Source organism: Butyrivibrio sp. AE3006 (assembly GCF_000424165.1).
Classification (GTDB): Bacteria; Bacillota; Clostridia; order Lachnospirales; family Lachnospiraceae; genus Butyrivibrio.
The window spans coordinates 167,950-193,042 of sequence record NZ_KE384144.1; the positions used below are offsets into that span (position 1 = coordinate 167,950).

Consider the following 25,093-nt stretch of genomic DNA (forward strand, 5'->3'; position numbering starts at 1 on the left):
GTTTTAAGACAACAAATTATTGAGTTACGAGTGAATATGCGGGGGAATGAATGACACGTATAGTTAAGCTATTATTTCTCTTTATAATTGGTGCTGTATGTGGTATTGCGGTTGACGAATTATCTTTGGGTAGAATGAAAACCAAATCCATTGATAAAGCGGTTGATATGAACCGGAAGTTCTATGAGTTCTATAAGATATTACTGCGATGGTTAAAGGTTCATCAAGACGGTCGAAGTGTGACTTCATATCTGAAAAAGCACGGATATAAGAGGATAGCTATTTATGGGATGAAGGAGCTTGGAGTAGCACTATTGGATGAATTAAAAGATAGTGAAATAGAAGTTGCCTACACTATTGATAGAGATGCTGACAATATCTATGTTGCTGCGGATGTATATAAGCCGGATGAGAAACTAGAACCTGTTGATGCTGTTGTTGTAACGGCAGTACATTTTTATTACGAAATAAAGAATGATATGTCGAAAAAACTTGATTGCCCAATTCTTTCACTTGAAGAAATAGTGTGGGAGGCATAGCCATAGCGCTTATAGTGGAGGTCGTATGACTTTTGAAAATGAGATAAAAGTTTTAAAAGAAGAAAACTTAAAATATAAAGAGCATATTGAACTCCTTCTCATGTGGCTTCAGGATTATCAGGATGGAAGAAAGATAATTGATTATTTTAAGAAGAATAATATCCGAACGATAGCAATTTACGGGTATGCTGATTTAGGGATAGCATTGGCAAATGAGTTGGATGAAACAGACGTGGAGGTAAAATATATCATAGACAAAGCGGCTGATCATGTATACACCGAACGAAATGTTATGAAACCTGATGGTGACCTACCGTATGTAGATGCTATTGTTGTTACAGCAATACATTATTTCGATGCGATAAAAGCAGATATGGAGGATAAAGTAAATTATCCTATATTATCACTTGAAACAGTGATATGTGGTGCATGATATGGCAAGAGGAGAAAACAGAGATCTGATTATTATGCCTGAATACAGGTGGGGAGGCGCTGAAACTCAGTTCAGGGCTTATCTTGCTCATGCGCTTGAGAGTGAATTGAAGACAGATGTAATCATTACGCATGGATTTGAAAACTATTCAGATGAACTACCTGTATTCGATAATGGTGTTATTCGTTTCTTTGAAATAAACAGCGAAGCTGCTATGCAAATGCATTTAGAAAATGTTTCAGAGGATACGAATTATAAAAGATGTCTTATTTATTTTCCCAGGGACTTGCGATTTTTTGATGTTCTAACGCGCTTTAATATTGAGGTTATCTATTCTGAAAGGAATGATGGTGCAGTCGTTTTAAATAGTCCGTCTTATTCAGATATTTTAAAAAAATGCAGATTTGTAACATGTAATTCTGAATACGCTGCTGAAAAGTTGCAGAGTAAGCTTAGTGTTCAAGTATTAGTTATTAATAATGGCATTGGTTTACATGAAATGTTTCCGTTAAAAGAAAATAAAGTAATAAAAAATATCTTGGTTCCTGCCAGAATTGATCGAATTAAAAATCAAATGCGTGTACTTAGTTTTTTAAAGACAAATGATGATGCGTTTAAAGTGACATTCGCAGGACGGATACAGGATAAGCCGTATTTTCTTAGGATGAAGCATTTCATCGAGGATAATACACTTGAAGATTCAGTATTATTTTGCGGCGATATGAAAGAAATGAGTAATCTTTACAAGGAAACAGATGTGGTTTTGCTATCATCTTTGTGCGAGGGAACGCCTAATGTAATTCTCGAATCCTATATGTATGGGAGACCAGTTATTGCGATGAATATTGAAGCAGTCCAGGGTATTGTTGATAGCAGATTCATATATGATGTAGCTGACAATGATGGTATTTCGCGTTGTTTGCGCATGCTAAAAGATATGACATCAGACGAATACTCTGAATTGATTCATGGAAACAGGAAAAAGGTAATAGTAGATTATAGTATGTCCAAAATGGTCGCAGAGTATCAGAGAATACTAAGAATGTGATTAAGTGAAACTGTAGGGGGAAATCAGTGAAGTTCATAAACTGTTCATACGAATCATTTATTCAATCCATCGGCCAGAGAAACATAATTCAATTTGGTGTTTCCTCAGCATGGCCATATTTCTGTGGGATTTTTCCGGATGTAAAAAAAGAGATAGTTGATAACACATTGTTCATTGTAGACAACTCTTTAGAAAAACAAAATCATTCATTTCAGATTATGGGCAGGGAGATAGATGTAAACAGTCCTGATGTCTTGTCAAGTGAGACGGGATATTTGATTTTAATAACTGCGTCTCTTATGCATCATGAGGCTATCTGTGAGCAACTACAAATAATGGATTTGGGAGAGGACGTAGAGTGTTATTCATTGTATTTAATGACAATTAGTAAAAGTTCAGTTGATAACACTGCGGTAAATAAATATTTTGAAGATAGGAAAGACAAATGTATTCCGGCACGTATACACTCATTTTGGTTTGGCAAGGCTGAAAAACCTGATCTATATAAGAAGTGCATTGATAGTTGGTATAGGTATTGTCCTGACTATGAAATTATTGAGTGGAATACTGAGAATTATGATATATCCAAGAATAGATATATGCTGGAAGCATTTGAACATCAAAAATGGGCATTTGTTTCAGATTATGCGCGACTTGACTGTGTTTATAACCAAGGCGGAGTCTATTTGGATATGGACGTGGAACTGGTAGCATCTCTTGATCCTTATTTATTTGCGGACATATTCTTTTGTAAACAAGATGATGGAATGATGGAGCTTGGTTCGGGGTTTGGCGCTGCGAAAGGGAATGCGCTAATTCGAGAAATGCTTGAAAGCTATGATGATCGGACCTTTGTTTTACCGGATGGGAGTATTGATAATACGCCGCAGCCGGAACTGATGCATCCGATTTTTTTGAAGAACGGATTTAACAGGAATCATGATTCGCAGATAGTGGGGGATTGTCTGGTTCTTTCAAATGATTATATAACATGTTATGCGGGGGATGGCTCTGTTGATAATGCACGATTGGGTATTCATTGGCATAATGCAAGCTGGTTGGATGATAAAGACAGACATAATTTAAAAGCATCAGCTGAAGCGAAGGAACCGTTGATTAAGAAGTATTTCACTGTGACATATGATTAGAGTCTGATTATGTTAATTTCAACGTGAGGGTAGATCATGACATTATTACGATGGGCTATGCTGGAAGACGATGATATTGAATTTTTAAAAAATCAATTATCTGAGATGGCAGATTATTATGAGAGGAAGGGCATTCATTTTATTTGTATAAAATATCCTAGGCTTTCTGAGGTAATGGATATTCAGCAACGAAAAGCATTCGAATGGAAATTGGAGTTACCCGATTCACGTGAAGATTTCATGCCCATTGAGGAGCAGAAAAAGTTTTATGGAAGTTTGTATCGACCGGGACTGGCTGAAGAAATGGTTGAGGCCAGGAGAGGAGCACGATGGCAACGCAATAATGGAATTTTAAAATACAACGATTTAGAAACAGAATTGGTGACGATCATTGATGGACATAGAGTTGTGCCAAATGCACCTAAGAAATCTGTAAGTAAGGTTTTTCTCGTTGGGAATTGCAACATTTTTGGTGTTTATCAGGATAATAGTCATACAATAGGCTTTTACCTTCAGGAAAAGCTAAATGATCGATATGGAGACAATTACGAGGTAATAATAGCTTCAAATATGGGAGTATATGAGTTTTCAGCGTTGAATGCTGAAAAAATGAGAAAAGGCGATCTTGTTATTTGCCAGTCGCCCATGGTGGAGAATATCAATGAATCTGATATGCCTAATATTATTTCAGTAAAAGAAGCGTTTTCTTCAACGCCTGATCTTCAGAATCACTTATACAATAGTCTTTGGCATCATGACTATGTAATCAATAAAAAGGTAGCTGAAATCCTATTTGATTCAATTTTGAAATATACGGATAATTTGTATTCAACAGATGAAGAAAGAGTAGCAAAGCAGGATTATTATATTCCGGTAGAGGCAGATAGATGCTATAGGTATTTAAAACGCGCAGCAGATATGATGGCTATTCCCAAGAACAGTAATATCGGAGCGATTGTGATGAATTGTAATCCATTTACGAAAGGGCATAGATATCTAGTGGAGGAAGCTTTAAAAAGAGTTGATTTCCTGTATGTATTTGTCGTTCAGGAGGATAAATCGCGGTTCCGCTTTGATGACAGATTGAGGATGGCAAGGGAAGGATTAAAGGATCTTGCTGACAAAGTATGTGTACTCAAGTCAGGCAGCTTTATCATTTCCAAAGAGACATTCGAGCAATACTTTGATAAAGAATACGATGTAGATTATGTAGAGGATATGGAATATGATCTTCGGGTATTTTGTGAAGTTGTCTGCAAGTACTTTAATATAATTGTTCGTTTTGTGGGAGAGGAGCCTTTTGATAAAGTCACATCAAAATATAACGAGACCATGAAGAAGCTGCTTCCTGAATATGGAATTGAAGTTGTAGAAATCCCGAGGGTGAAAAGCAATGATAATATTGTCAGTGCCACCAGGGTGCGAGCAGTTCTTGATAACTGTTTCGAGGAATTAGAGGCTCTTATGCCTAAAGAAATAGTGCTTGATGCAGTCAGATCATATGGTTCGTCTTCTGATTTATCGATGCCGTCTGAAGGCCAAGTGGATAAAGATCAATATATAGAGATTTCAAGATTGTGTAATGCTGATAATTTGAAAGTAGAAACGTTGATGAAACAGTTTTGCAGAGATGATGATTATGATATATACATATTTGGCGCAGGAAAATGGGGTAAGAGCCTTTTGGAATATCTACAGGACAATAAAATAAAGGGTTTTGTGGTAGATGATGAGTATGTTCCTGAAACCAAGGTAAGTGAAGAACATACTGTGATTGGTTTTTCTAAACTTAATGCAGGAACGGATAAAGTGATTCTGGCTACTTCAAGACAAGCTGCCTATAATCAGCTTCTTTTGTGGGGCGGTTCGTTTGTACGTATTCCGGAAGCATTTATTCGTAAGATTTCCGGTACTGAAAGAAATGAGTAAAAGCTTTCGTCCGAAGAGTAAATATTCGATAACGATATTTAAAGGATTTTCGTAATATGAGTAATGAGAAACGAATCATAATTTTTGGAGCCGGTTTTTATGGTAAGAAAGCGTTAGAGCAATATGGGCGCGACATTGTAGATTATTTCATTGATAATGATGCAGATAAAATTGGTTCTCAATATGAAGGAAAAGAAATTGTATCTGCAAAGAGAGCGGCAGAGATTGTTGTAAGCAGGGAATATCACGTAGTAATTGCAAGTCTCTATGCTGAGAGTATGGCAGCTCAGTTAGAAGAGCTTGGCATCAAAGAATACTCATTTTTCATAAATCCTGTTCATGGTATGTATGAGACAGATGAGCTCGTGTTGAATCCGTATCAGCAAAATGCAGAGGCGATTACGGAACAGGAATGGTCCGATTCAAAGAAGATGGAGTTCGCAAGATCAGAGGTTTTTAAAGCAGTAGAAAGACTTCATGATTCAGAATCGTTATTCAATCATGTGGAAGTTGAAACCATAAACAGATGTAATGGCATATGTAGTTTTTGCCCTGTTAATAGGAATTCAGATCCCAGAGAAAAAGCCATTATGTCAGAAGATTTATTTAAGAGAATAGTTGGCCAGTTGGAGGATTTGCAATATTCCGGCAGATTCACCACTTTTTCAAATAATGAACCGCTTCTTGATGATCGTATAGTGGAATTCAACAGATATGCCAGGGAGCACCTTCCAAAGGCTAGGATACATATGTACACAAACGGTACACTCTTTAATCTGGAGTTGTTTAAAGAATTGGTAGATGTCCTTGATGAGCTGATAATAGATAACTATAATCAGGAACTTGAACTAATTAAGCCTGTTCGTGAGATTAAAGAGTATTGTGAAACTCATTCGGAACTGGAACTAAATAAAAAAGTAACTATTGTACTTAGGAAGCCACAGGAAATATTGACCTCCCGTGGTGGTAATGCACCAAACAGAAAAGAGATCCGTGAATATCCGGATGACAGGTGTCTTTTGCCTTACAGGCAGATGATCGTTCGCTCGACAGGAGAAGTATCACTGTGCTGCAATGATGCTTTGGGCGAGTGGACGCTTGGTGACTTGAGGACAGAGTCCATCACAGATGTGTGGTATGGGACGAAGTTTAAGAAGGTCAGAGAAGCACTTTATAAGGGACGTCAGTATTGCGGCAAGTGTAAATACTGCGATACATTTTCAATGGGATAAACTTTTCGTTTAGAAAGCATATTATAACTGGAGGCTTAGGTGGTCAGCGTAATAGTACCTGCATATAACACTGAAAAATATATAGGTAGATGTCTTCGAAGTATTCTTGACCAGACGTATGAGGATATTGAAGTCATAGTTATAAACGATGGATCAACTGATGACACATTGGATGTAATAAATGCTATTGCAGATGAAGACAGAAGAATCAGTGTTATAAGCCAGGAAAATCACGGCCTTGTATACTCCCGCAAACAGGGCATACTACGCGCTAGTGGCGAATACGTATTGTTTGTGGATAGTGATGATTATATTGACTCTTTAATGGTTGAGGAACTAGTCAAAGTCGCAAATGCAAATGATGCAGATGCGGTCTTTAGTGGTGCTTTTTTGCATGTTGTAGGAGGGGTTGATTCTGGTGAGCAGGAAATAGGTTCATCAGATGTTGTAGATGCTGAAAGCACTGATCGTGAAATCCATAATTTCTTCGCAGCCGGAGTCTATGAAGGCGAACGACTTAGAGAACTTAAAGACAAGCTGTTTTGCGCAGAAGATTATTGCACGATGGCGGTATTGCCGTATTTGTGGAATAAGCTTTGGAAAATAAGTGCAATTAAAGAGCATGTCCTTTCCTGCGATGAGCAGCTTAAGGTTGGAGAGGATGTTGCTATAGGCTTTCCTGCCATTTTGACAGCTGAGAAGATAGTGATTGTTAAGGAGGCATTTTATCATTACTGCCAGTATCCTGATTCAATGATGCGTGGGAACCGGGATGAGGATGCAGAGTATGATAATGCAATAAGGCTTTATAAGTTTTTATTGAAAAAAGGTAAAGAATTAGGTGCATCAGATGCTTTTTGTACTACCCTTGATAGATTGCTGGTGAACCAGCTATTTACTAGGTGCTACGAGAAAACAAATGTCATTCTTGGAAGTGAAGGCCTTTTGGGATTTATTGATAAATTGCCCGATGAGCTAGTTATTTATGGCGCAGGTGAGCTTGGCAAAGCAGTCTATGGTTATGTGAAAGACAGATGTCATGTAAAAGCATGGATTGATGCAGGGTATGATCATTATCGAAAATTGGGATATCCGGTGGAATCAATTGAAGATTTCCAATTTGAAGAAAGCGATGAAGTTATTGTGGCGGTATTTAACACCAGAGCTGTATCGGCTATAGAAAAGTCGCTTATATCCAAAGGGGTTAATAAAGGTAAGATTCATTGTTTTTGCGGCTTCGATGACTATTCTATGCTTATGAAGAAGCTTGATATTGATGCTAAGACAGAACTTTTATCTAAGGAGAGAGTAATCATCTACGGCACAGGCAGGCGTGCAGCTATGTACTACAAATGGATTGCAAGTTTTTGCGATATCCGGGCTTTTGTCAGTGATAGTAAAGACGCTTATGGGAAGTTTGAGATGGAGGATTTAGACTTTCATAAAGCATCAGCCACTGATGTGATTGGTAGAGAGAATATTGGTGATTATGAATTTGATAAGATAATTGTTACGGCAGAGAATGATAAGCTGGAAGAATCTCTTAAGCAAATAGAGGAGACGGGATGTAATTACATTAAGAAAATTATCAGCTTGGATGAGTTTACTTCCTTGCATAAAAAGGATACGAATAATTATCTGAGATTTGTGGGTGATGTGCAGCTTGAAGTAATAAAAGAGATTCTAAATGCAACTGACGAACAGGTTTCTGATTTTTATTGGATGATCGAGAGAGTCAGACGATATGGTATGTTTTGCTTTCCAAACAAATGGATGCACAACGCTGCTAATTGTAATTTCTTTGTTTATGGTCTTCAGCAGGTTGCAGAAGAATTTGCAGCTTTTTGTAACTATATTTCTGATTTGAAAATAGAAACTGCTGCGGAGATCGGAGTATATCGTGGTCGCAGTTCGTTTTTTATCTGTGCTGTACTTGCGAGGAAAAATAAAAATCTGACTTATAAGATGATTGATCTATACGACAGGATAGATGATTTTGACGGGTTTTATGCGCTTTTACCTCAGCTTCAAAAGTGTATACCATCAAGCTCTGATGATTACAAGAATGAGTCTTTTGATTTTGTTTTCATAGATGCGGACCATTCCTATGATGCATCGATAAATGACTTTAATAATGTAGGTCAGAAGGCAAAGGTTTTAACTGCTTTTCATGATGTATATGCACATGAGTATGATCATGAGAATGGCGGCACTGTGCGAATGTGGAATGAAGTTTTGGAGAGAACCGCTGATCACGAGCATGCTGTTTTTTCTGAGTATCCTGATAAATGGATGGGAATCGGCGTTGTTAAATGGTGAAAAGGGAGTGATATAATGAAACGCTCCACTTTGTTAAAGTGGAGCGCCTGTGATTAAAGCTATAAAGGGTGTTATTCTATATCACCAAATTTCTCTTTGTATTTTTGGATAAGAGCATCCATATCGGCAATAGCAGCATCTTTATCGGCAATAGCGGCATCCTTATCAGCAATGACAGCGTCCTTATCAGCAATAGTAGCATCCTTTTCAGCAATAATTGGACCAAGCTTTTCTTCGGCATCGGTATAGCCGGCAACATACTGAGTGGCGAGCATTTCCTTATAGCGGCGCTGGCCTTCGAGCATTTCTCTTGCAGCATCGTCAGTGTTAAGTTCAAGGATCATAGTGACTACCTCCTCTATTACTGGGTTATCCTTGGCAAGAGCCTTAAACTCCTCCCAAGTAGTTGCTTTAAATAACTTAGCCCAGTACACAAGATTATTAGAAATATCTTCCTGTGTTGCTAGTTCTATATGATTTAATTGTAACACGTTTATGCCGAATTTTTCAGTATAGGGAGTATGATTTTTGGTATTTAGCAAAAGATAATGTGAATAAAACTCGGTGTTATTTGGTAAGAGTTCCTGGTCAGTTATGCAGTAATGTGTTGTTGGTTTAAGAAGCGAGTAATTATCGCCACCCTTTAGGTTATCATAAGCTCTGCATAGATAGAGAATTGACCGCGGGATCCAGTATTTATCCTCATATACCTGAAGCTCGATGTTCATGGTTTCATTGTTGTTTAGAGTCAGCAGAAGATCCAGAACGGTTTCTTTTGAGAAATTCCCGATAGATATGGGATTTTTTACGAAAATCTTTTTGACATCGGAAGGCTTGATGCCTTTTAGAGCCGAAACAAGACCGATTAGAGCCTTTTCTGAACGCTGCATAATGAAATGGAAAACGATGTCACTTGTAAGTGTGAATTCGATTGGCCCTGTGGCATCTGCTAAATTAATGTTTGAAGTTTTTGTGGATTGATTATTATACATCTTTTACCTTTCTTTGTAATTGTGGTAGTGCGTAAAATACATGGGATTTATGCGTTTGGGAGTAGTCAAACGAATTTCTAAATCAAAGATTTTTGATTTGCCGAAACGAATATATCAGATGATAAATGAAATGTGAATGACATTAATAGAATCTTAAGGAAAATTGGATGAATCTTAAGAATCTTAAGAAATATACTTAGTTTAGCAAACTTGAATTAACCATCGTATGAGAGGACATAATTTCGTGAAAAAATACTATATTTTCGGTGCACATTCCAGGGCTCAGACTTTGGGTGTATATTTGCAAAAATTGTATCCTGACTGGGAGCTTTTGGGATACCTATATGATGACGATGAAGATAATCCGGAAGCCGTGGAGGGAGTGCCTGTTTTTAAGATAGATGCTGCCGGAGAAAATGACTTAGATACAAGTGCGGATGCTTACATAGGTACAAGAGGCGTGAATTTCGCGCATGCTGAGGAGGTGCTTAAGAGCATCGGTTTTTCTGAAATACACTATTATGATATAGAACTCGATAATGATCTTCGCAACAGATTTATTCCGGAATATTATAAGGATCATGGCAGAGTATTCGTAAAGCTTGATGACCAGTTAAAGGAGCCAAGGCCTGCAGAAGCTCATATAAATGAGCAGCCGGATAAAAGCTGCAAATCAAACAATACCATATATGTTGTTAGATCAATCTATGATTCGCCGATCGACAACGAACCTGCGCTAAGACCATACGAGTCCTACATTCAGGCTGGGAAAGCGCTAACAGATCAGACGATCATAAGCTGCAGCATTTTTGACGATGCAGGTGATAATATTTCTGATAAAAATAAGCAAATGTGCGAGCTTACAGCCATGTACTGGATTTGGAAAAATTCTGATCGTAAGGTTGTAGGACTTGAGCATTACAGGCGAAGATTTATATTGCCTGAGGATTTTGGAAGAGTCTTTGATGATGGGAAGGCTGACGTTATCCTTCCTGTTCCGCTTTTGGTAAGGCCAAGCCTTATGGAAAATTACACATCCCGCCATCTGGGAGAGACCTGGGCTGCAATGATGGAGGCTTTGGAATCACTTCATCCTGAATGTCTTGATGCTGCAAGGGAATTCTTGGAAGGTACTGCCGTTTATTCTCCGTGTAATATGTTGATTGCGAAAAAAGAGGCGTTCGATGAAATGTGCGAGTGGCTTTTTCCTGTTCTGTTTAAGGTGCAGGAAAAATGCGGGATCTTTGGGGATAAATATCAGGATCGCTATCCGGGATTTCTTGCAGAGAGATTGATGACATTTTATTTTTACTGGAAGCGTGATGAAATAAAGGTTGTATATGCTGATAAGGTTTTTTTGAAATAAATAGTTCTAGAGAGATGTAGCAAGGTAAAATTTCATAATCTGAAAACGATTGTCTGCTAAAGTTTTGCTTACAATAAGCCGATAATATCTTAACGGTATTATCGGCTTTTGTGTTATGATTATATTAAGACTAGACACATGAAATATGTGTAAGCAGGAGGCTGGATGAAACATATTTTTATGGCATCTATGATGTGCGCTGATTACAGCAATCTAAGGAAAGAAGTTACTGAAATTGATGAGGCAGGAATAGATTCATTTCATATCGATATTATGGATGGTCGATATGTGAATAATTTTGCAATGTCTCTTAATGATCTAAGAGCAATTCGCGGGTTGACCAAAAAGCCACTTGATGTGCATCTTATGGTTGAGCATCCGCTTAACACTATTGACCTTTTTACAAGAGCACTTCATAAGGGAGATACAATATACATCCACCCTGAGGCGGAGTACCACCCTGCAACGACGCTTCAGAGAATCATAAACGCAGGTCTTATACCGGGCATTGCAATAAACCCGGGAACCAGTGTGGAGACCATTTATGAGATGCTAAGGATTGTTGACAAGGTCCTTGTTATGACAGTTAATCCCGGGAATGCGGCTCAGATGTATCTGCCCTATGTAGGTGAGAAGTTTGAAAAGCTTCTTCCGCTAAGAGATGAGATGAAATTCGAGGTTTATTGGGATGGCTCGTGCACTGCAGATAAGGTTCAGGAGTTTGCGCCAAAAGGCGTCACGGGATTCGTCCTTGGAACAAATCTTCTTTTTGGAAAAGGCAGACCATACTCTGAACTGTTAAAAGAGATTAGAGGTCTTATCAACGAATAGAGGGCAGATCACTGGCTATGAATAGATCGCAGGATATGAATATAGCAATTTTATTATCCGGGGGAATCGGTACGCGGCTTGGCGGCAACATCCCGAAACAATACCTGGAGGTAGGTGGAAAAAGGGTCATTACTTATGCTCTCGAGAGCCTGCTAAGAAATAGAAATATTGATTTTCTGTGTATAGTTGCTGAAGAAAATTGGCAGGCTGAAATAGAAGATCAGATTAGAAAGATAGAAAAATCCGGTGCGAGTTTATGTGAAAAAAGAACATTTTTCGCATTGCGTGGGCGTAATAGACAGGAATCCATACTTAATGGTATGAAGAAAGTAAAAAAGGAATGCAGTGATGCAAAGACAGTTTTTATCCATGATGCTGTTCGACCTTTACTTTCGGATGAGTTAATAAATGCTTGTTTTGATGCATTGCAAGGACATGATGGTGTTATGCCGGCCCTCCCTATGAGTGATACGGTATATTCGAGTGATGATGGTAAAAGTATTTCGGGCCTTTTAGACAGGTCCAGGATTTTTGCAGGTCAGGCTCCGGAACTGTTTGACTTTGAGAAATATTATGATGCTAATAATAAATTATCTGAGGCAGAGCTTTTGGAAATAAAGGGGTCAACGCAGCCTGCTATTATGGCAGGGATGGATATAGCAATAATTCCCGGCGATAAGTCGAATATTAAAATTACTACGCAAGAGGATCTTGATGCTTTTAAGCGTCTGATAGATTGAAATAGTCCGCATTTTTGTAAGCTTTACGTTATGTCTGGCGTAAGTATTTTGATTATGGAGGAAGCCTTAATTGAAAGCATGGGTTCTTCGTGGAATACAAAATATAGGATATGAGGAAGTTAAAGCGCCTGTTCCCGAGAAAGGGTGGGCGCTTGTTAAAGTTATGGCCTCGGGTATCTGCGGGTCTGATATCCCTAGAATATATAAGACTGGTGCGCATAATCATCCAATCATTCCGGGACATGAGTTTTCAGGAATTGTTGAGAGTGTAGGGGATGAGAGCGATTCGTTATATATAGGCAAAAGAGTCGGTGTTTTTCCACTTATTCCTTGCGGGAAATGTGAGTGCTGCCGGAATCGTCATCCGGAGATGTGCGAGAATTATAATTATTTAGGTTCAAGGTGCGATGGCGGTTATGCGCAATATGTTAAAGTGCCGGTTCGTAATCTTGTAAATATTCCGGATGAGGTCTCATACGAGTGTGCAGCTATGCTCGAACCGATGGCGGTGGCAGTTCACGCTATGAGGCAGGCCGGGATTTTTGCAAATGATGATAATGATAAAACTGCTCTGGTAATAGGGCTTGGCACAATAGGTCTTTTACTAACAATGTTCCTTCTTGATGCAGGCGTTAAAAAAGTCTTAGTTGTTGGTAACAAAAGTGTTCAGCATGAAGCAGCGGTGGCTCTGGGAATTAGCGAAGAAGACTATTTTGATGCCGGGAGCGGAGAAGAAGCTTTTTCCAAATGGTTATCTCAAAAAGCAGGTTCCGGTGCTGCTTATGTTTTTGAATGTGTTGGTTCTAATGATACATATAGGCAGGCAATACTTGCTGCGGGCCCTGGTGGGAATGTTGTTACTGTCGGAAATCCTCATGGAGATATGATGCTTAAAAAGGACGAATATTGGAGAATCCTTAGAAAACAGTTAAGGATTTCCGGAACCTGGAATTCTACTTTTCTTGGAAGAGCCGGAGATGACTGGGATTATGTGATTCAGAGGTTAAAAACCGGAAAGATAAGACCGGAAAAGCTGATAACGCACAGATTTAGTTTGGAGGAACTTGAAAGCGGTTTTGAGATTATGAGAGATAAGACTGAAGCCTATATTAAGATTATGGCTGTATTTTGAGAACCGGCTTAATAGGAATAGTGTTATACAGGCTTGCGAGAGATTTGGCTGTGAGCTTAAAGGTTTATGAGGGGAAATAAAATTGAGATATATTACATCAACAAAAATTGAAGACATACGTGACAGATATGATCTTATTATTGGCTGGGGCAATAGTAACTTTCATTATGAAAGGTTTTACAACCCATCTATGTACAAGATAGATTACATAATTAACGGACTAAATAGAGACATCGGAAAAGTTATATGCGGTAATCAGATTTTTGGAACTGATAAGGTAAGCGAAATCAAAGATGAGCAGAGACTGCTTATAATCATTTATTCAAATATTGAAGATGTGGTTATGGGTCAGCTTGAGGAATACTTAAAAGGAAAACAGTATGACACCATAGTCAGTCGCCTGATATGTAGTGGAACTCATCCAAAGGGATTTACTTATTCATCTGATGGCGAGGATGTCATAGTTCTTGACCTGCTTAACAAAATGGGAATCAGTAATCCGAGATATATGGATATAGGCGTATGTCATCCGGTTGCAAGTAATAATACATTTCTTTTTTATGACAATGGTTTTTCAGGAGTGCTGGTAGAGCCTAATCCCAGTATGGCTGGTTTAGCAAAGGCATACAGATCCAGAGATGTAATAGAAAATGTTGGAGTAACTGCCGGTGCAGATGGGAAATTGCAATATGTGATGAGAAAAGTACATCCCGGAATTAATCATATTCTAAGAGAGGGCGAGAAAATTGATGAACGACTCGATAAAATAATAGATATTGATACTATAAACATCAATAAGCTCCTTGAGAAAAATAAATGTGAAGAATTGGATTATTTGGATATCGATATTGAAGGGATGGATTATGACGTAATAAATTCAGTAGATTTTCATAAGTTCAAAATAAAAGTAATATGTGCGGAGTATAAAGGATGGGGCGAGAATAGAGATTTTAGAGCAATGATGCAAACGCATGGGTATGTTCACTATATGACAACTATGGAGAATCATATTTATTTAAGAGAAGATCTTTTACAGCTAGTGAGCGAGTGATTATTATAACAGTCATGGTATTGGAGAAGCCATATGACAGAATGTGAACGTTTGATAAAAGAGGGCTTTTTGCCTCCTGAATTTTTCAAAGAAGAAGTTATATGTGACTATCTTGTTACTGAAAGGCAGAAGAAAATCTGGGCTATTCAGCTGGATCTCCTTGTGCGTTTTAGTGAGGTGTGCAATAAACATGGTCTTCGCTGGTTTATTTTCCTGGGGACACTTCTTGGCTGCATCAGGCATCAGGGGTATATTCCCTGGGATGATGATATCGATATTGTTATGCCAAGGGATGACTATGAGAAGCTCATGACTTTGCAGGATGAATTTGATGACAGATACTATCTGCAAAATCACCTGACAGATCCGGGATTTGCGTATACTGTCGGTCGCCTTTGCAATCTTAATACCACCTTCATTGACAGGAAGTTCCGCAATGGAAAGTGGCGTATGGGAATATGCATAGATATTGCGGTTCTCGAACCTTGGGATTCCAATGTGAAAGCAGATGATCCAAGGGTTCAGAGGATAAGAAAGATATGCCGTGACCTGGCTACGGTTATGAGGAAGGATACGCCTGATCTTAGCCCTGAGGATAAGAAACGTGTAGAAGAGCTTGAATGTGATGACATATTAAAAATGCACGAAGAACTCAGAACATTGGAAAAGAGCTGTATGGGAGAACGCCCCGATTCTTGGCAGATAATCACACAGCCTGCGGCTAATGCCTGGGAAAATAATTACTCCAACGAAGAAATTTTCCCGATTCAAAAGAGATTGTTTCATGGTTTTGAAGTGAACGTGCCAAACGATTTTTTTTCAATGTTATGGAAAAATTACAGGGGTAGTCTTGGCTTCATAGATAAAGAGCATCGCGGCATGTGGCATGGCAACTTTGGGTTTGATCCGGACAGATCATACCTGGATTTGACGGAAGAAGAGCGCGCACACCTCTGGGATGAGAAGGAAGAGGATGCCATCAGGGATAAGAGAGTTAACAGAAGCTATGATGGCTCAGAGACAAAATCGGAAGATGATAGGAAGAAGCCTCTTTTTGGCACGGAGGAATATTCTGCCTATCTTTTGAGCTGCAAGGAAAAAGCTGATATACCGGAGGACTGGAACAGAATCATAAGGCGCGAAGATGGCTCTTATAAAAAGGTGATGCTGTATTGTACAACAGCTGGTAAGCTCCTTGGCGAAAAGAGAATGCTTGATAAGATGCGGGAGAATTTTGAACTTTTCAGGGAAAATTCTGATAAGATTGCCCTGATCTGGCGCCCTGAACCCGGTGTAGCAGAAATTGTGGCAATGTTGAATGCTGATCTGGCTGCTAAATATAATGAAATTGTCACATGGTTTAAGGAAAATCATATAGGTATTTATGATGATTCTGCAGATGTAGACAGGGCTGTTGCTATTGCAGATGCTTTTTATGGAGATGAGAGCACTGTGACATCCATGTGCGTTGAGAAGGGTATCCCTGCGATGATACAATCTGCGGATGTATAATGTCAGGTTTTAATGCTCTTTTAATAGATTTATAACATAAATATTAAACTTTATAGCGGTTTCCTCCGATATAATATATGTAGTATCGGCAGAACATGGATGTTGGAGGTGGCCGTTATGAAGAAACATTTTTTTAGATCAATAATCGCGCTTAGCGTAACTACGCTACTGGTGGGTAATCCACTGGTGGCTTTTTGTGCGTATGAGGAAGGCGACGATTATATAGATGGTATCGATGAGTTGAGCGCATCTGAGCTTGAGGATATAGAGGATGAGGCGCTTTCGGAGGTCGATGAAGATGAGATTCGAAGTGAGATTGATGTAGATGACCTATATTCTCAGATCAATGATGATGAACTTCTTAATTCGATTGACATGGACCAGCTTGAAGCTCAGATAGATGAAGAGGAGCTTCTTACGCAGATAAAAGATGAAGACATCGAAGATGAGCTTGACAGGCGGGAAGCAGAGGAAGCTGAGGCGAATGGCGAAGGAGTAAAAACTGCGAAGGTCGAGATTGATCCGCATCCCCTTGATGTTACAAATATCAGGTATCCTACAGTTGAGGAAGTTTCTCCTTTTGACTATATTCTTGATCCCCAGCAGCTTATTTTTGCAACGGATGCTGTGCTTTATGGCGGCGGAAAAGTTGAGGAAGGCGCAACCCTTCTTTTCAGAAACAGAGAGGGAGACTACGATTTCTCATCAAAAAGTGAGATGCTGTCCGTTATGAATATGGGCAATGTGCCTGTAAAATTTGAGCTGGTGGCTGAACTTAAATATGTCAGTCAGGTGACGGTTTCTGATACCGATGATTTATCCGGTGACGAGTGCAGTATGTATTTAGCTGTGGTTGATTCTGAGGGCAATGAGACTCCTATCGGTAGCGATTTAAAAGCGAGAGTTGAAGTGGAGCTTGATGCTGCGCCTGAAAATGCCTATGCCTATAAATGGAATGAGGAAAAAGGTGCGTTCGATTACAGTCTGACGGATGATCCTGAAAATATAGGTTTCGATTCCTATTCATTTGGTCTTGTAGGACGTTGCAATGCTGATGCCGACTGGGAAGACGTGACGAGATGTCCTAAGATCGAGATAAAGTGGAATGCCGAATCCATCCTCACCGATTGGGATGCAGTAAATGCAAAAAAAGCTCAGGAGGAAGCAGAGCGCAAGTCTCTTCGTGATGCCAAGATTGATTCCCTTAGAGATGAAAAGCTTGCAGAGCTTAAGGCAGCAGCCCTTGAAGAGCTGGTTGATGAGAAGCTTTCGGAACTAAGAGATGAGAAGAAGGATGAGCTTTTTGAAGAAGAGTATGACAGACTTTTCAAAGAAGAGTATTTGAGGATCAGGAAAAATAAGATTGAAAATTATATTTCCAATAAGCGTGAGCAGGAATCTGATGATGACGACGATACCTATTATGATGCTTCGGGTGATGAGTCAGGTGGCGGCTCTGGTGATGAGAATTCAGGTGCAGGCGATAGCAGTGATAGCGGCGGTGATTCGTCAGCCGGCGAAGTTTCCGGCGACGACGGATACAGTGATGAAGGAAATGCCGCTTCGTCAGAAGGTGAGAGCTCAGAAGACAGTAATACAACTGATACTAATATCGAGGCGTCAGGTAGTGACAGTGATATAGTTAATTCAGATGCATTTTATGGAGAGGATGCAGGTGATGAGTCTTATGATTCTGACGATTCCGGGGACGATGCATCTACACTTGATAGCAGCTATGAGGATTCTTATAATCCCGATACATATTACGAAGATGTACCATCTGAAGATTCCGATGATGCAGGATTTGAAGGCTGACCGGTAAATTTGGAAGTAACCCAAAAAAATATAAAACCATCAAAATAATGGTAAAAATCTATTTACAAACCATTATTTTGATGGTTTAATTATTGCATGAAGGATAATACTTTTATTACACCAAATTTTATAAAGTCAGATGATATCAAGGCACTTAGGGCAAAACTTAAGATGACTCAGAAAGAGTTTGCCTTTTTTTGCAATGTATCAAAGCCTACTGTTGAGCGCTGGGAGATGTCTGATAAGGAGATAACAGGTCCCATAACGCTTTTGGCACAGATTGTTCTAAGGCATCCTGACATTGCCGATGAACTATCGCTTCCTGAGAAGAAGTTTCCTATGAGACTTTGGTATTACTATATGAATACAGTGTGCACGATTATTGATGTGGACACCATCAATCAGCGCGTTCGAATTAAGAACTATACAGATAATCTTGTTTTTAGAGCTTTTGGCCGAAATGATAATCCTACTTTTGCGGATTATGAGGAGTTCTTGAGGTCCAGATGTTTTCCGGAGGAACGAGATAAAATGAAGCTTATGCTAAGAGAGCTGGATATTCCTTTTTATGACCCGCTTATGATCATTGAGAAGACAGATGGCCGCATGGCAGAGGATGATTTCTGGATAAGGATAGATAGATGATAGAGCTATTTGATAAAGAAAAAAGAGATATTAATAGGAAATCTTCAAAAGGAAATCAGCTGAAGTGGGAGAGAGAAGGCATATGGTATAAAGCTGATTATACCGGATATGAAGGATTGTCAGAGTATGTGATTTCGCATCTTTTGCGAAAAAGTACGTTGGAAGATCAGGAATATGTGGTATATGAGCAGGAAGAGATAAAATATAAAGCACAGATATATATGGGGGTATCCAGTAAGGAGTTTAAGAAAGATGGAGATCAGCTGATAACATTAGAGAGGCTCTTTCAAACTACTTATGGGATTGGGCTGAATAAGATGATATACAGTACATCAGACCATGAGGAAAGGCTTAAACTCCTTGTTTCAAAGACTCGGGACATAACCGGATTAGAGGATTTTGGAACATATATGAACAAGCTACTGACAATAGATGCTTTTTTTCTGAATGAAGATCGTCATACTCACAATATTGCTGTTATACTTGGAAGTGATGGACAATATAGGTATTGTCCGATATTTGACAATGGAGCCGGGCTCCTTGCAGATACAACGATGGATTATCCTATAGGCGTTGATACATATGAGCTTATGGACAGTGTTCAGGCGAAAACATTCTGTCAGGATTTTGGTGAGCAATTGGAAATATCGGAAAAGTTATATGGGAATAATCTTGGGTTGAGATTTGGCAAAAAAGATGTAGATGTAATCCTTGAAAATGCCTATGGTTATGAAAGTGTGATTGTAGACAGAATAAGAGATGTTTTATTTGAGCAGATGCGAAGGTATCATTATTTATTTTCGTGATACTGCATTGTGAAATCAAACTGATTATCTAAACTGTTTTTGGGGGGACAATATGAAAGCACATGAAGAGAAAATACATAGAGAATCTGCGGAATCTTTTATCCTGCGAGCAGGGGAATTCGAGCAGGCGGGCAGCAGCATAGACGAGTATGCTGTGCTTATTGAGGGACTCCGCGCTCACTATGATAATTATGAATTGTTTTTTATGCTTGGTCTGTATTACAGGTATCGCAATGCAGATCAGGCATTTTTATGTTTTGAAAATGCTCTTCATTACTGCGATGAGCCTGAAGATGAAAAAGTTATCCGTGATGCTATGGCAGACATCTCTGATAGAGCAAGGGTTCGCGGCACTTCCATAGTGATTGTTTCTTACAACGATTTTGAACTTATTAGGGAATGCATCAGGGCTATCCGCAGATATGTAAAAGAGGGAAGTTATGAAATTATCGTCGTGGACAACGCATCCTCCGATGATGAATTAAAAGAGTATCTTAGAAGTCAGGCAAAAGAGCATGATGATTTTGTACTGGTCGAGAACTCTGAAAATGCGGGATTTCCCGCGGGCTGCAACATCGGACTATCCCATGCAAAAGCTGATAACGATGTATTTTTCCTGAATAATGATGCTGTTCTTATGCCAAATGCTCTTTTCTGGCTGAAAATGGGACTCTATGCAGATAAGAGAAATGGTTCATCCGGTGCGGTTACAAACTGTGCGCCGTCCCAGGAGGTATCGCAGGAATCCCTTGAACCGTATATAAAGATGGCGCCTATGAACGATGCAAGGCCTCTCACGGATCTGTCCGCTAATCTGATAAATAGCCAGACAGAGGCGCCGGAGCCTGAAAAAGAGCACCGCTGGTGGAGGACCATAAGCCTTGATTCAGCAATTGAAGCGTCCAAGAGCTATGCAAAAGATCACAACGTTCCTATGTGGAATCCTTATGAAGTCAGGACGAGACTTACAGGCTTTGCACTTTTGCTTAAACGGGACGCATTATCTGATGTAATAATTCAGTCAGGACCCCAAAACTTTCCCGGCATTTTTGATGAGCGTTTCACTCCCGGCTATTTCGAGGATGATGATCTTGGAATAAGGCTGTGCCTTGCAGGCTGGAGGCAGGTGCTTTGCCACAATGCGTTCATTTATCACCATGGTGGAAGCGGTTTTGCAGGTCATAATGATGCAATGGAAAAATCCCGTGACAAGTTTGGCGAGAAGTGGGGCTTTGATATCTGGAACTACACTCTTCCTGAGGAAGATAAAATATCTGCCCTTATGAGTGCTATTTCTGCAGATGGTGAGGCGTCTGTTGCAGGTATCTCAAATTCCGGTGCGGACGTTAACCAAGCAGCAGATTCCCTTGATGCTGATAGTACCGCCGAAAGGGCATCTGACCTAAAACTCTACAACCGCGTGATCAGAATTCTTGACCTTAGTGCCGGAATGGGAACAACCTTGTCTTTCATAAAATATCTCATTCCCGGAAGTTTCACTGCAGGTATAACAAATGCGGATGTCTTTGCAGGGCTTTCCAAGTACATGGCCGACGATATGATATCCGGGGATCCGGAACTTGTCACTTTCCCATGGCCTGCGAAGAGCTTTGATTATATCCTTGCGGGCGATGTTGTTGCAGGCGCTTCCGATCCTGAAAGACTATTGAAAAAATTGTCTGCATACTTAAATGGAAACGGTAAGATAATATAACGTTTACCGGAATTGCGCATAGACACACGGCGGAAACGATACAAAAATATCACACGAAAAAGCAAAAAATAATTTTTGTACAATTTGAAAAATTTGTTTGTAATTTCGATAAAGTTTTTGAAATTTACGAACATTTGTAAAAATAATTTTCAGTATGTTGTCGTATTTAAGGAAAAACTAATACGTAAAAAAGAAAATGATATTTTGCAAGGCACAGATAAATACGTTATCTGTGCCTTTTTCGTTAATTTGCCCAAAAACCGAAGATAAATTTATTTAATTTTATTATAAAATTTAAGAAAAAAATAAGTGACGAAAAAACGTACATATGATATATTTGTAACTGCTACAAAGAGACGAAAAAACATTTGCAGCGAATTGAAAAACAGAATAAAGGAGGTAATGCAGATGACAAAGGCTGAAATTCTTAAAAGAGAAATATTGGCACAGTACAAGAGCGTAAGGCAGTTTGCGATTGACATGTCGATTCCATATAGTACCCTTGTAACAGCACTGGATAGAGGAATAGAAGGAATGGCCTATGGTACAGTTATTCGTATGTGCGATAAGCTCAATCTTAACCCGGTTGACTTCAGTACTCTTGAAAAGGGCACAGATCTTGGCAATAAGATTGTAGAGAACAGAGTTATGCAGCAGTATGTTAAGCTTAACAAGGTTGGACGTAAGAAGGTCCTTGATTATATGGGGGATCTTACAGCTCTTGATAAGTATCAGGCATAATTAAGTAAAGTTAGACAGGCTCACGGGATTATCCCGTGGGTCTATTTTATTTTGCGGGTGTGATACCTTTCTATATTGAAGATATGGGTGTTTTTGTATAATTTGCATCTTTACTTCTGCGTTGTTACAATAACCATATGTAATTTTTCGGAGGGAAATATGAAATACGATTATTTGGTAGTAGGAGCAGGACTTTTTGGCAGTGTTTTCGCACATGAGATGGCGCGCCAGGGCAAAAATGTTCTTGTGATCGACAGAAGAAATCATATCGGCGGAAATATCTATACAGAGAACAGGATGGGAATAAATGTCCATATTTACGGAGCTCACATTTTTCACACATCCGATAAAAAGGTATGGGAGTACATAAACCGCTTTACGGAGTTTAACCAGTACATCAATTCACCCGTTGCGGTTTATCATGATGAACTCTACAATCTTCCTTTTAATATGAACACATTCAGCAAGATGTGGAATATCCGTACACCTGAGGAGGCCCGCGATATCATTGATAAGCAGGCAAAAGCTGAGGTTAAGCGAATCCTCAAAGAACGCGCTGAAAAGGGAGACGAGGAGGCAGCAGAATTCCTCGAGGTGGCAAAGGCCAGCGGACAGGACATTCGCGATGGCTTTGAAGCAGCTAATCTTGAGGAGCAGGGACTTTCTCTTGCCGGACGAGATGTTTTTGAAAAACTGGTGAAGGGCTACACTGAGAAGCAGTGGGGACGTGATTGCAAAGAGCTTCCTGCATTTATTATAAGAAGACTTCCGTTCCGTTTTGTCTATGATAACAATTATTTCAATGACAGATATCAGGGAATTCCTATAGGCGGTTACACAGCTATAATTAAGAAGCTTCTTTTAATTGATGCTAATGATAATGAAAAAGAGCAGGGAATTTCAGGAAGCATTACCGTGAAAACAGAGTGCAATTTTGCTGATTTCATAAAGATGGAAGACGGAGTACCTGCAAAGCCCTTTGAATCAGTATCAGGAGACAGCTTTGATAAGGTACTTTTCACCGGAATGATAGATGAGTTCTTTAATTATAAGCTTGGCAATCTGGAATACAGGTCACTTCGTTTTGAGACAGAGGATATGCCCGAAGTCGATAATTATCAGGGTAACGCTGTTGTGAACTACACGGAGCGCGATATTCCTTATACCAGAATCATTGAGCACAAGCACTTTGAATTTGGTTCAGGAAAAGGCACAATTATCACTAAGGAATATCCTGCAGACTGGAAGATGGGTGATGAGCCCTACTATCCTATGAATGATGAAAAAAACAACTCCCTGTTTGAGGAGTATAAGAAGCTTGCCGATGGTTACGGCGATGTTCTTTTCGGAGGACGTCTTGGCCAGTACAAGTATTACAACATGGATCAGGTCATAGCGGCAGCTCTTGAAATGGTGGACAGCGTAAGATAAAACAAAAAATCCATTCTGATCGATTATGCGCCAAGCGCAACGAGAGCAGTGATTGCATGTTGAATTCATAATAAAATAAAAATAATCCATTCTGATCGATTATGCGTAATGCGCAACGAGAGCAGTGATTGCATGTTGAATTCATAATAAAATAAAAAATCCATTCTGATCGATTATTCGCAAAGCGAAATGAGAGCAGAATGGATTTTATATTTCTAATTATGAAAAGCTTCAACAGTAGTTGTTGAACATCATGCCACTGTATTCGCTGGTGATGTAAGGTGAAGGATTGTCACTGCCGTGCGGATCCTTGTAATTAAATACCGGCCTCTCCACATATTTCATGGGATCGATGGATATTTCCTCGGTTTTTGCTACCAGTGCCTTGGTGAATTCCTTAAGAGGTTCTATGGCCTCTTTTGTTTTTCCTGCGTTAGCTGCATCCCTGAGCTTTTGTGCGTCATAATCGATGCGGCCCTCGGCATTTATGGTTATACCATAAGGCTCTGTATTTTGCAGATGGTGCTGGGCTATGGATACCGTCTCGCCAACAAGCTTTGAACTCTTAAAATCTGAGTTTTGAACACCGCTTACGCTGTCGATGAATCCGTTGTATCCATTAACGAGACCTCTTACGTTCTCGATTAGGGCATCATTTTCGTTTTTAACACCGATAGAAACCGGAACACCGGGCTCTGTTGCCTGTTTTAATGTGATATCGAACTGGTTTCCTACCGTGAATCTGTTGGAAGAGGAGTAATGCTCATTACCATTTAAATAGAAGTGAGCGTTCACAGGCTCCTGTGCAACCAGGTTTAATCCAAAGTATGCGACATTCAGACCCTTTTCACTGGAGGACGATTCGCTTATTTCGAACCTGAGCGTATATCCTGTTTTCAATCCTGTATCATTTGAACCTATTATAATAGTAGATTGATTTTGTGAATTCTCCTGAAGACCTGCCACAAGTCCTATGCCTGCCTTGTTTATAAGTCTTGTCAGCTTGGATTGAATATCTTTGTTTGTATCGCCTTCATGTATGCTATACTGGAATTCATACTCGTGTCCGTTTACATTAGCATTGAATGCGTAATTTCCTTTTGGAAGAGCAACCTCTTCGTCAGGTAGGAAATGACCTGCATTTATCTGATTGGTGGCCAGCTGATCAACTGCGATGGTGAATTCTGTGGAATTCTCCTGACCGCTGCCGACATATTCAACGGACACCTTATCGCTGTCGGAAGATACGGCAGATCGCTTGCTCAGAGCGGATTCTTCTTCGCTTCCTATATCCTGAAGCTGACTTCGAAGAGCCCGGGCATGCTCTTTAATACCCACGGCCTCAGCCTGAGCATTATCGTCCTGTTTTAAAACATGAAGAGGGGATTCTTTATTGATCCTGGCGATAGACTTGTAGACATTCTGAAGATCGCTCTTTTTGTGCTTGTCTACATTCGCGTTCTCTTTAGCAACGTATGTGCTTGCGAAATTATTATATGCTTCATTAATACCAATGCCTGCCATGATGCCCCTCCTTTCTTCCTTGATGTCATGCGATAACTTCTGCCAATCCATTGGCAACCTGCATGTGGGCATACAAAGACATGTTTTCTTACTATTACATTAGCATTCGCTAAGCAAGCGAGTCAATTAAAAAAGTATGAAAAAA

Annotated in this window: 21 protein-coding genes; 19 read left to right on the forward strand and 2 right to left on the reverse strand. The window is 39.5% G+C overall.

Going from position 1 to position 25,093, the window contains the following annotated elements; translation table 11 throughout:
* Nucleotides 1–50: 50 nt before the first annotated feature.
* Genes G603_RS0116470 through G603_RS0116500 form a run of 7 tightly spaced genes read left to right on the forward strand, consistent with a single transcriptional unit; the run spans nucleotide 51 to nucleotide 8,648 of the window.
* Complete coding sequence (locus G603_RS0116470; RefSeq protein WP_026670913.1) at nucleotides 51–539, forward strand: hypothetical protein; 489 nt, start codon at nucleotides 51–53, stop codon at nucleotides 537–539.
* Nucleotides 540–564: 25 nt separating this feature from the next.
* Entirely contained in the window at nucleotides 565–972 is a 408-nt protein-coding gene (locus tag G603_RS0116475) for a hypothetical protein (protein ID WP_026670914.1), read from the forward strand.
* Nucleotide 973: 1 nt separating this feature from the next.
* Nucleotides 974–2,020 carry a glycosyltransferase family 4 protein gene (locus G603_RS0116480; RefSeq protein ID WP_026670915.1) on the forward strand — a complete coding sequence of 349 codons (1,047 nt, stop codon included), beginning with the start codon at nucleotides 974–976 and terminating at the stop codon, nucleotides 2,018–2,020.
* Nucleotides 2,021–2,046: 26 nt separating this feature from the next.
* Nucleotides 2,047–3,168: a glycosyltransferase family 32 protein gene (locus G603_RS21750; protein ID WP_051208028.1), complete on the forward strand. Its 1,122-nt coding sequence runs from the start codon at nucleotides 2,047–2,049 to the stop codon at nucleotides 3,166–3,168.
* A gap of 36 nt (nucleotides 3,169–3,204) precedes the next feature.
* Complete coding sequence (locus G603_RS21755) at nucleotides 3,205–5,097, forward strand: adenylyltransferase/cytidyltransferase family protein (RefSeq protein ID WP_051208031.1); 1,893 nt, start codon at nucleotides 3,205–3,207, stop codon at nucleotides 5,095–5,097.
* A 56-nt stretch (nucleotides 5,098–5,153) separates the two neighbouring features.
* Nucleotides 5,154–6,329: a radical SAM protein gene (locus G603_RS0116495; RefSeq protein ID WP_026670916.1), complete on the forward strand. Its 1,176-nt coding sequence runs from the start codon at nucleotides 5,154–5,156 to the stop codon at nucleotides 6,327–6,329.
* A 39-nt stretch (nucleotides 6,330–6,368) separates the two neighbouring features.
* Nucleotides 6,369–8,648, forward strand: a complete 2,280-nt coding sequence (locus tag G603_RS0116500; RefSeq protein WP_026670917.1) for a glycosyltransferase — start codon at nucleotides 6,369–6,371, stop codon at nucleotides 8,646–8,648.
* Between the two features lie 71 nt (nucleotides 8,649–8,719).
* Here G603_RS0116500 and G603_RS0116505 read toward each other — a convergent pair whose 3' ends face one another.
* Nucleotides 8,720–9,640: an Rpn family recombination-promoting nuclease/putative transposase gene (locus G603_RS0116505; protein ID WP_026670918.1), complete on the reverse strand. Its 921-nt coding sequence runs from the start codon at nucleotides 9,638–9,640 to the stop codon at nucleotides 8,720–8,722.
* Nucleotides 9,641–9,884: 244 nt separating this feature from the next.
* Here G603_RS0116505 and G603_RS0116510 point away from each other — a divergent pair, with 244 nt between their 5' ends.
* The 12 genes from G603_RS0116510 to G603_RS0116565 all read left to right on the forward strand — a co-directional run bounded on the left by G603_RS0116510 (nucleotide 9,885) and on the right by G603_RS0116565 (nucleotide 23,424).
* Entirely contained in the window at nucleotides 9,885–11,006 is a 1,122-nt protein-coding gene (locus G603_RS0116510) for a DUF4422 domain-containing protein (RefSeq protein WP_026670919.1), read from the forward strand.
* Between the two features lie 165 nt (nucleotides 11,007–11,171).
* A complete protein-coding gene (locus tag G603_RS0116515; RefSeq protein WP_026670920.1) occupies nucleotides 11,172–11,837 on the forward strand; it encodes a ribulose-phosphate 3-epimerase in 666 nt (221 codons plus the stop codon).
* Between the two features lie 17 nt (nucleotides 11,838–11,854).
* Nucleotides 11,855–12,577 carry an IspD/TarI family cytidylyltransferase gene (locus G603_RS0116520; RefSeq protein ID WP_242834902.1) on the forward strand — a complete coding sequence of 241 codons (723 nt, stop codon included), beginning with the start codon at nucleotides 11,855–11,857 and terminating at the stop codon, nucleotides 12,575–12,577.
* A 70-nt stretch (nucleotides 12,578–12,647) separates the two neighbouring features.
* Nucleotides 12,648–13,709 carry a galactitol-1-phosphate 5-dehydrogenase gene (locus G603_RS0116525; RefSeq protein WP_026670922.1) on the forward strand — a complete coding sequence of 354 codons (1,062 nt, stop codon included), beginning with the start codon at nucleotides 12,648–12,650 and terminating at the stop codon, nucleotides 13,707–13,709.
* 82 nt (nucleotides 13,710–13,791) lie between these two features.
* Nucleotides 13,792–14,760: an FkbM family methyltransferase gene (locus G603_RS0116530; RefSeq protein ID WP_026670923.1), complete on the forward strand. Its 969-nt coding sequence runs from the start codon at nucleotides 13,792–13,794 to the stop codon at nucleotides 14,758–14,760.
* A gap of 33 nt (nucleotides 14,761–14,793) precedes the next feature.
* Nucleotides 14,794–16,272: a LicD family protein gene (locus G603_RS21760; protein ID WP_051208034.1), complete on the forward strand. Its 1,479-nt coding sequence runs from the start codon at nucleotides 14,794–14,796 to the stop codon at nucleotides 16,270–16,272.
* Nucleotides 16,273–16,389: 117 nt separating this feature from the next.
* The gene (locus G603_RS0116540; protein ID WP_026670924.1) at nucleotides 16,390–18,087 is read left to right on the forward strand and encodes a hypothetical protein; all 1,698 of its coding nucleotides are present in this window, start codon (nucleotides 16,390–16,392) and stop codon (nucleotides 18,085–18,087) included.
* Between the two features lie 96 nt (nucleotides 18,088–18,183).
* On the forward strand, nucleotides 18,184–18,732 hold the full coding sequence (locus G603_RS0116545; protein ID WP_026525937.1) for a helix-turn-helix domain-containing protein: 549 nt from the start codon (nucleotides 18,184–18,186) through the stop codon (nucleotides 18,730–18,732).
* The gene (locus tag G603_RS0116550) at nucleotides 18,729–19,538 is read left to right on the forward strand and encodes a hypothetical protein (protein ID WP_026670925.1); all 810 of its coding nucleotides are present in this window, start codon (nucleotides 18,729–18,731) and stop codon (nucleotides 19,536–19,538) included. Before G603_RS0116545 ends, G603_RS0116550 begins: the two co-directional genes overlap by 4 nt.
* Before the next feature lie 52 nt (nucleotides 19,539–19,590).
* Nucleotides 19,591–21,252 carry a glycosyltransferase family 2 protein gene (locus tag G603_RS0116555; RefSeq protein ID WP_026670926.1) on the forward strand — a complete coding sequence of 554 codons (1,662 nt, stop codon included), beginning with the start codon at nucleotides 19,591–19,593 and terminating at the stop codon, nucleotides 21,250–21,252.
* 408 nt (nucleotides 21,253–21,660) lie between these two features.
* Nucleotides 21,661–21,993, forward strand: coding sequence for a hypothetical protein (locus G603_RS0116560; protein WP_026496474.1), 333 nt, complete (start codon nucleotides 21,661–21,663; stop codon nucleotides 21,991–21,993).
* Nucleotides 21,994–22,152: 159 nt separating this feature from the next.
* A complete protein-coding gene (locus tag G603_RS0116565) occupies nucleotides 22,153–23,424 on the forward strand; it encodes a UDP-galactopyranose/dTDP-fucopyranose mutase family protein (protein ID WP_026670927.1) in 1,272 nt (423 codons plus the stop codon).
* A 231-nt stretch (nucleotides 23,425–23,655) separates the two neighbouring features.
* On the opposite strand, the gene fliD is transcribed toward G603_RS0116565, so the two are convergent.
* Nucleotides 23,656–24,948, reverse strand: coding sequence for a flagellar filament capping protein FliD (gene fliD / locus G603_RS0116570; protein ID WP_026670928.1), 1,293 nt, complete (start codon nucleotides 24,946–24,948; stop codon nucleotides 23,656–23,658).
* Nucleotides 24,949–25,093 lie beyond the last annotated feature (145 nt).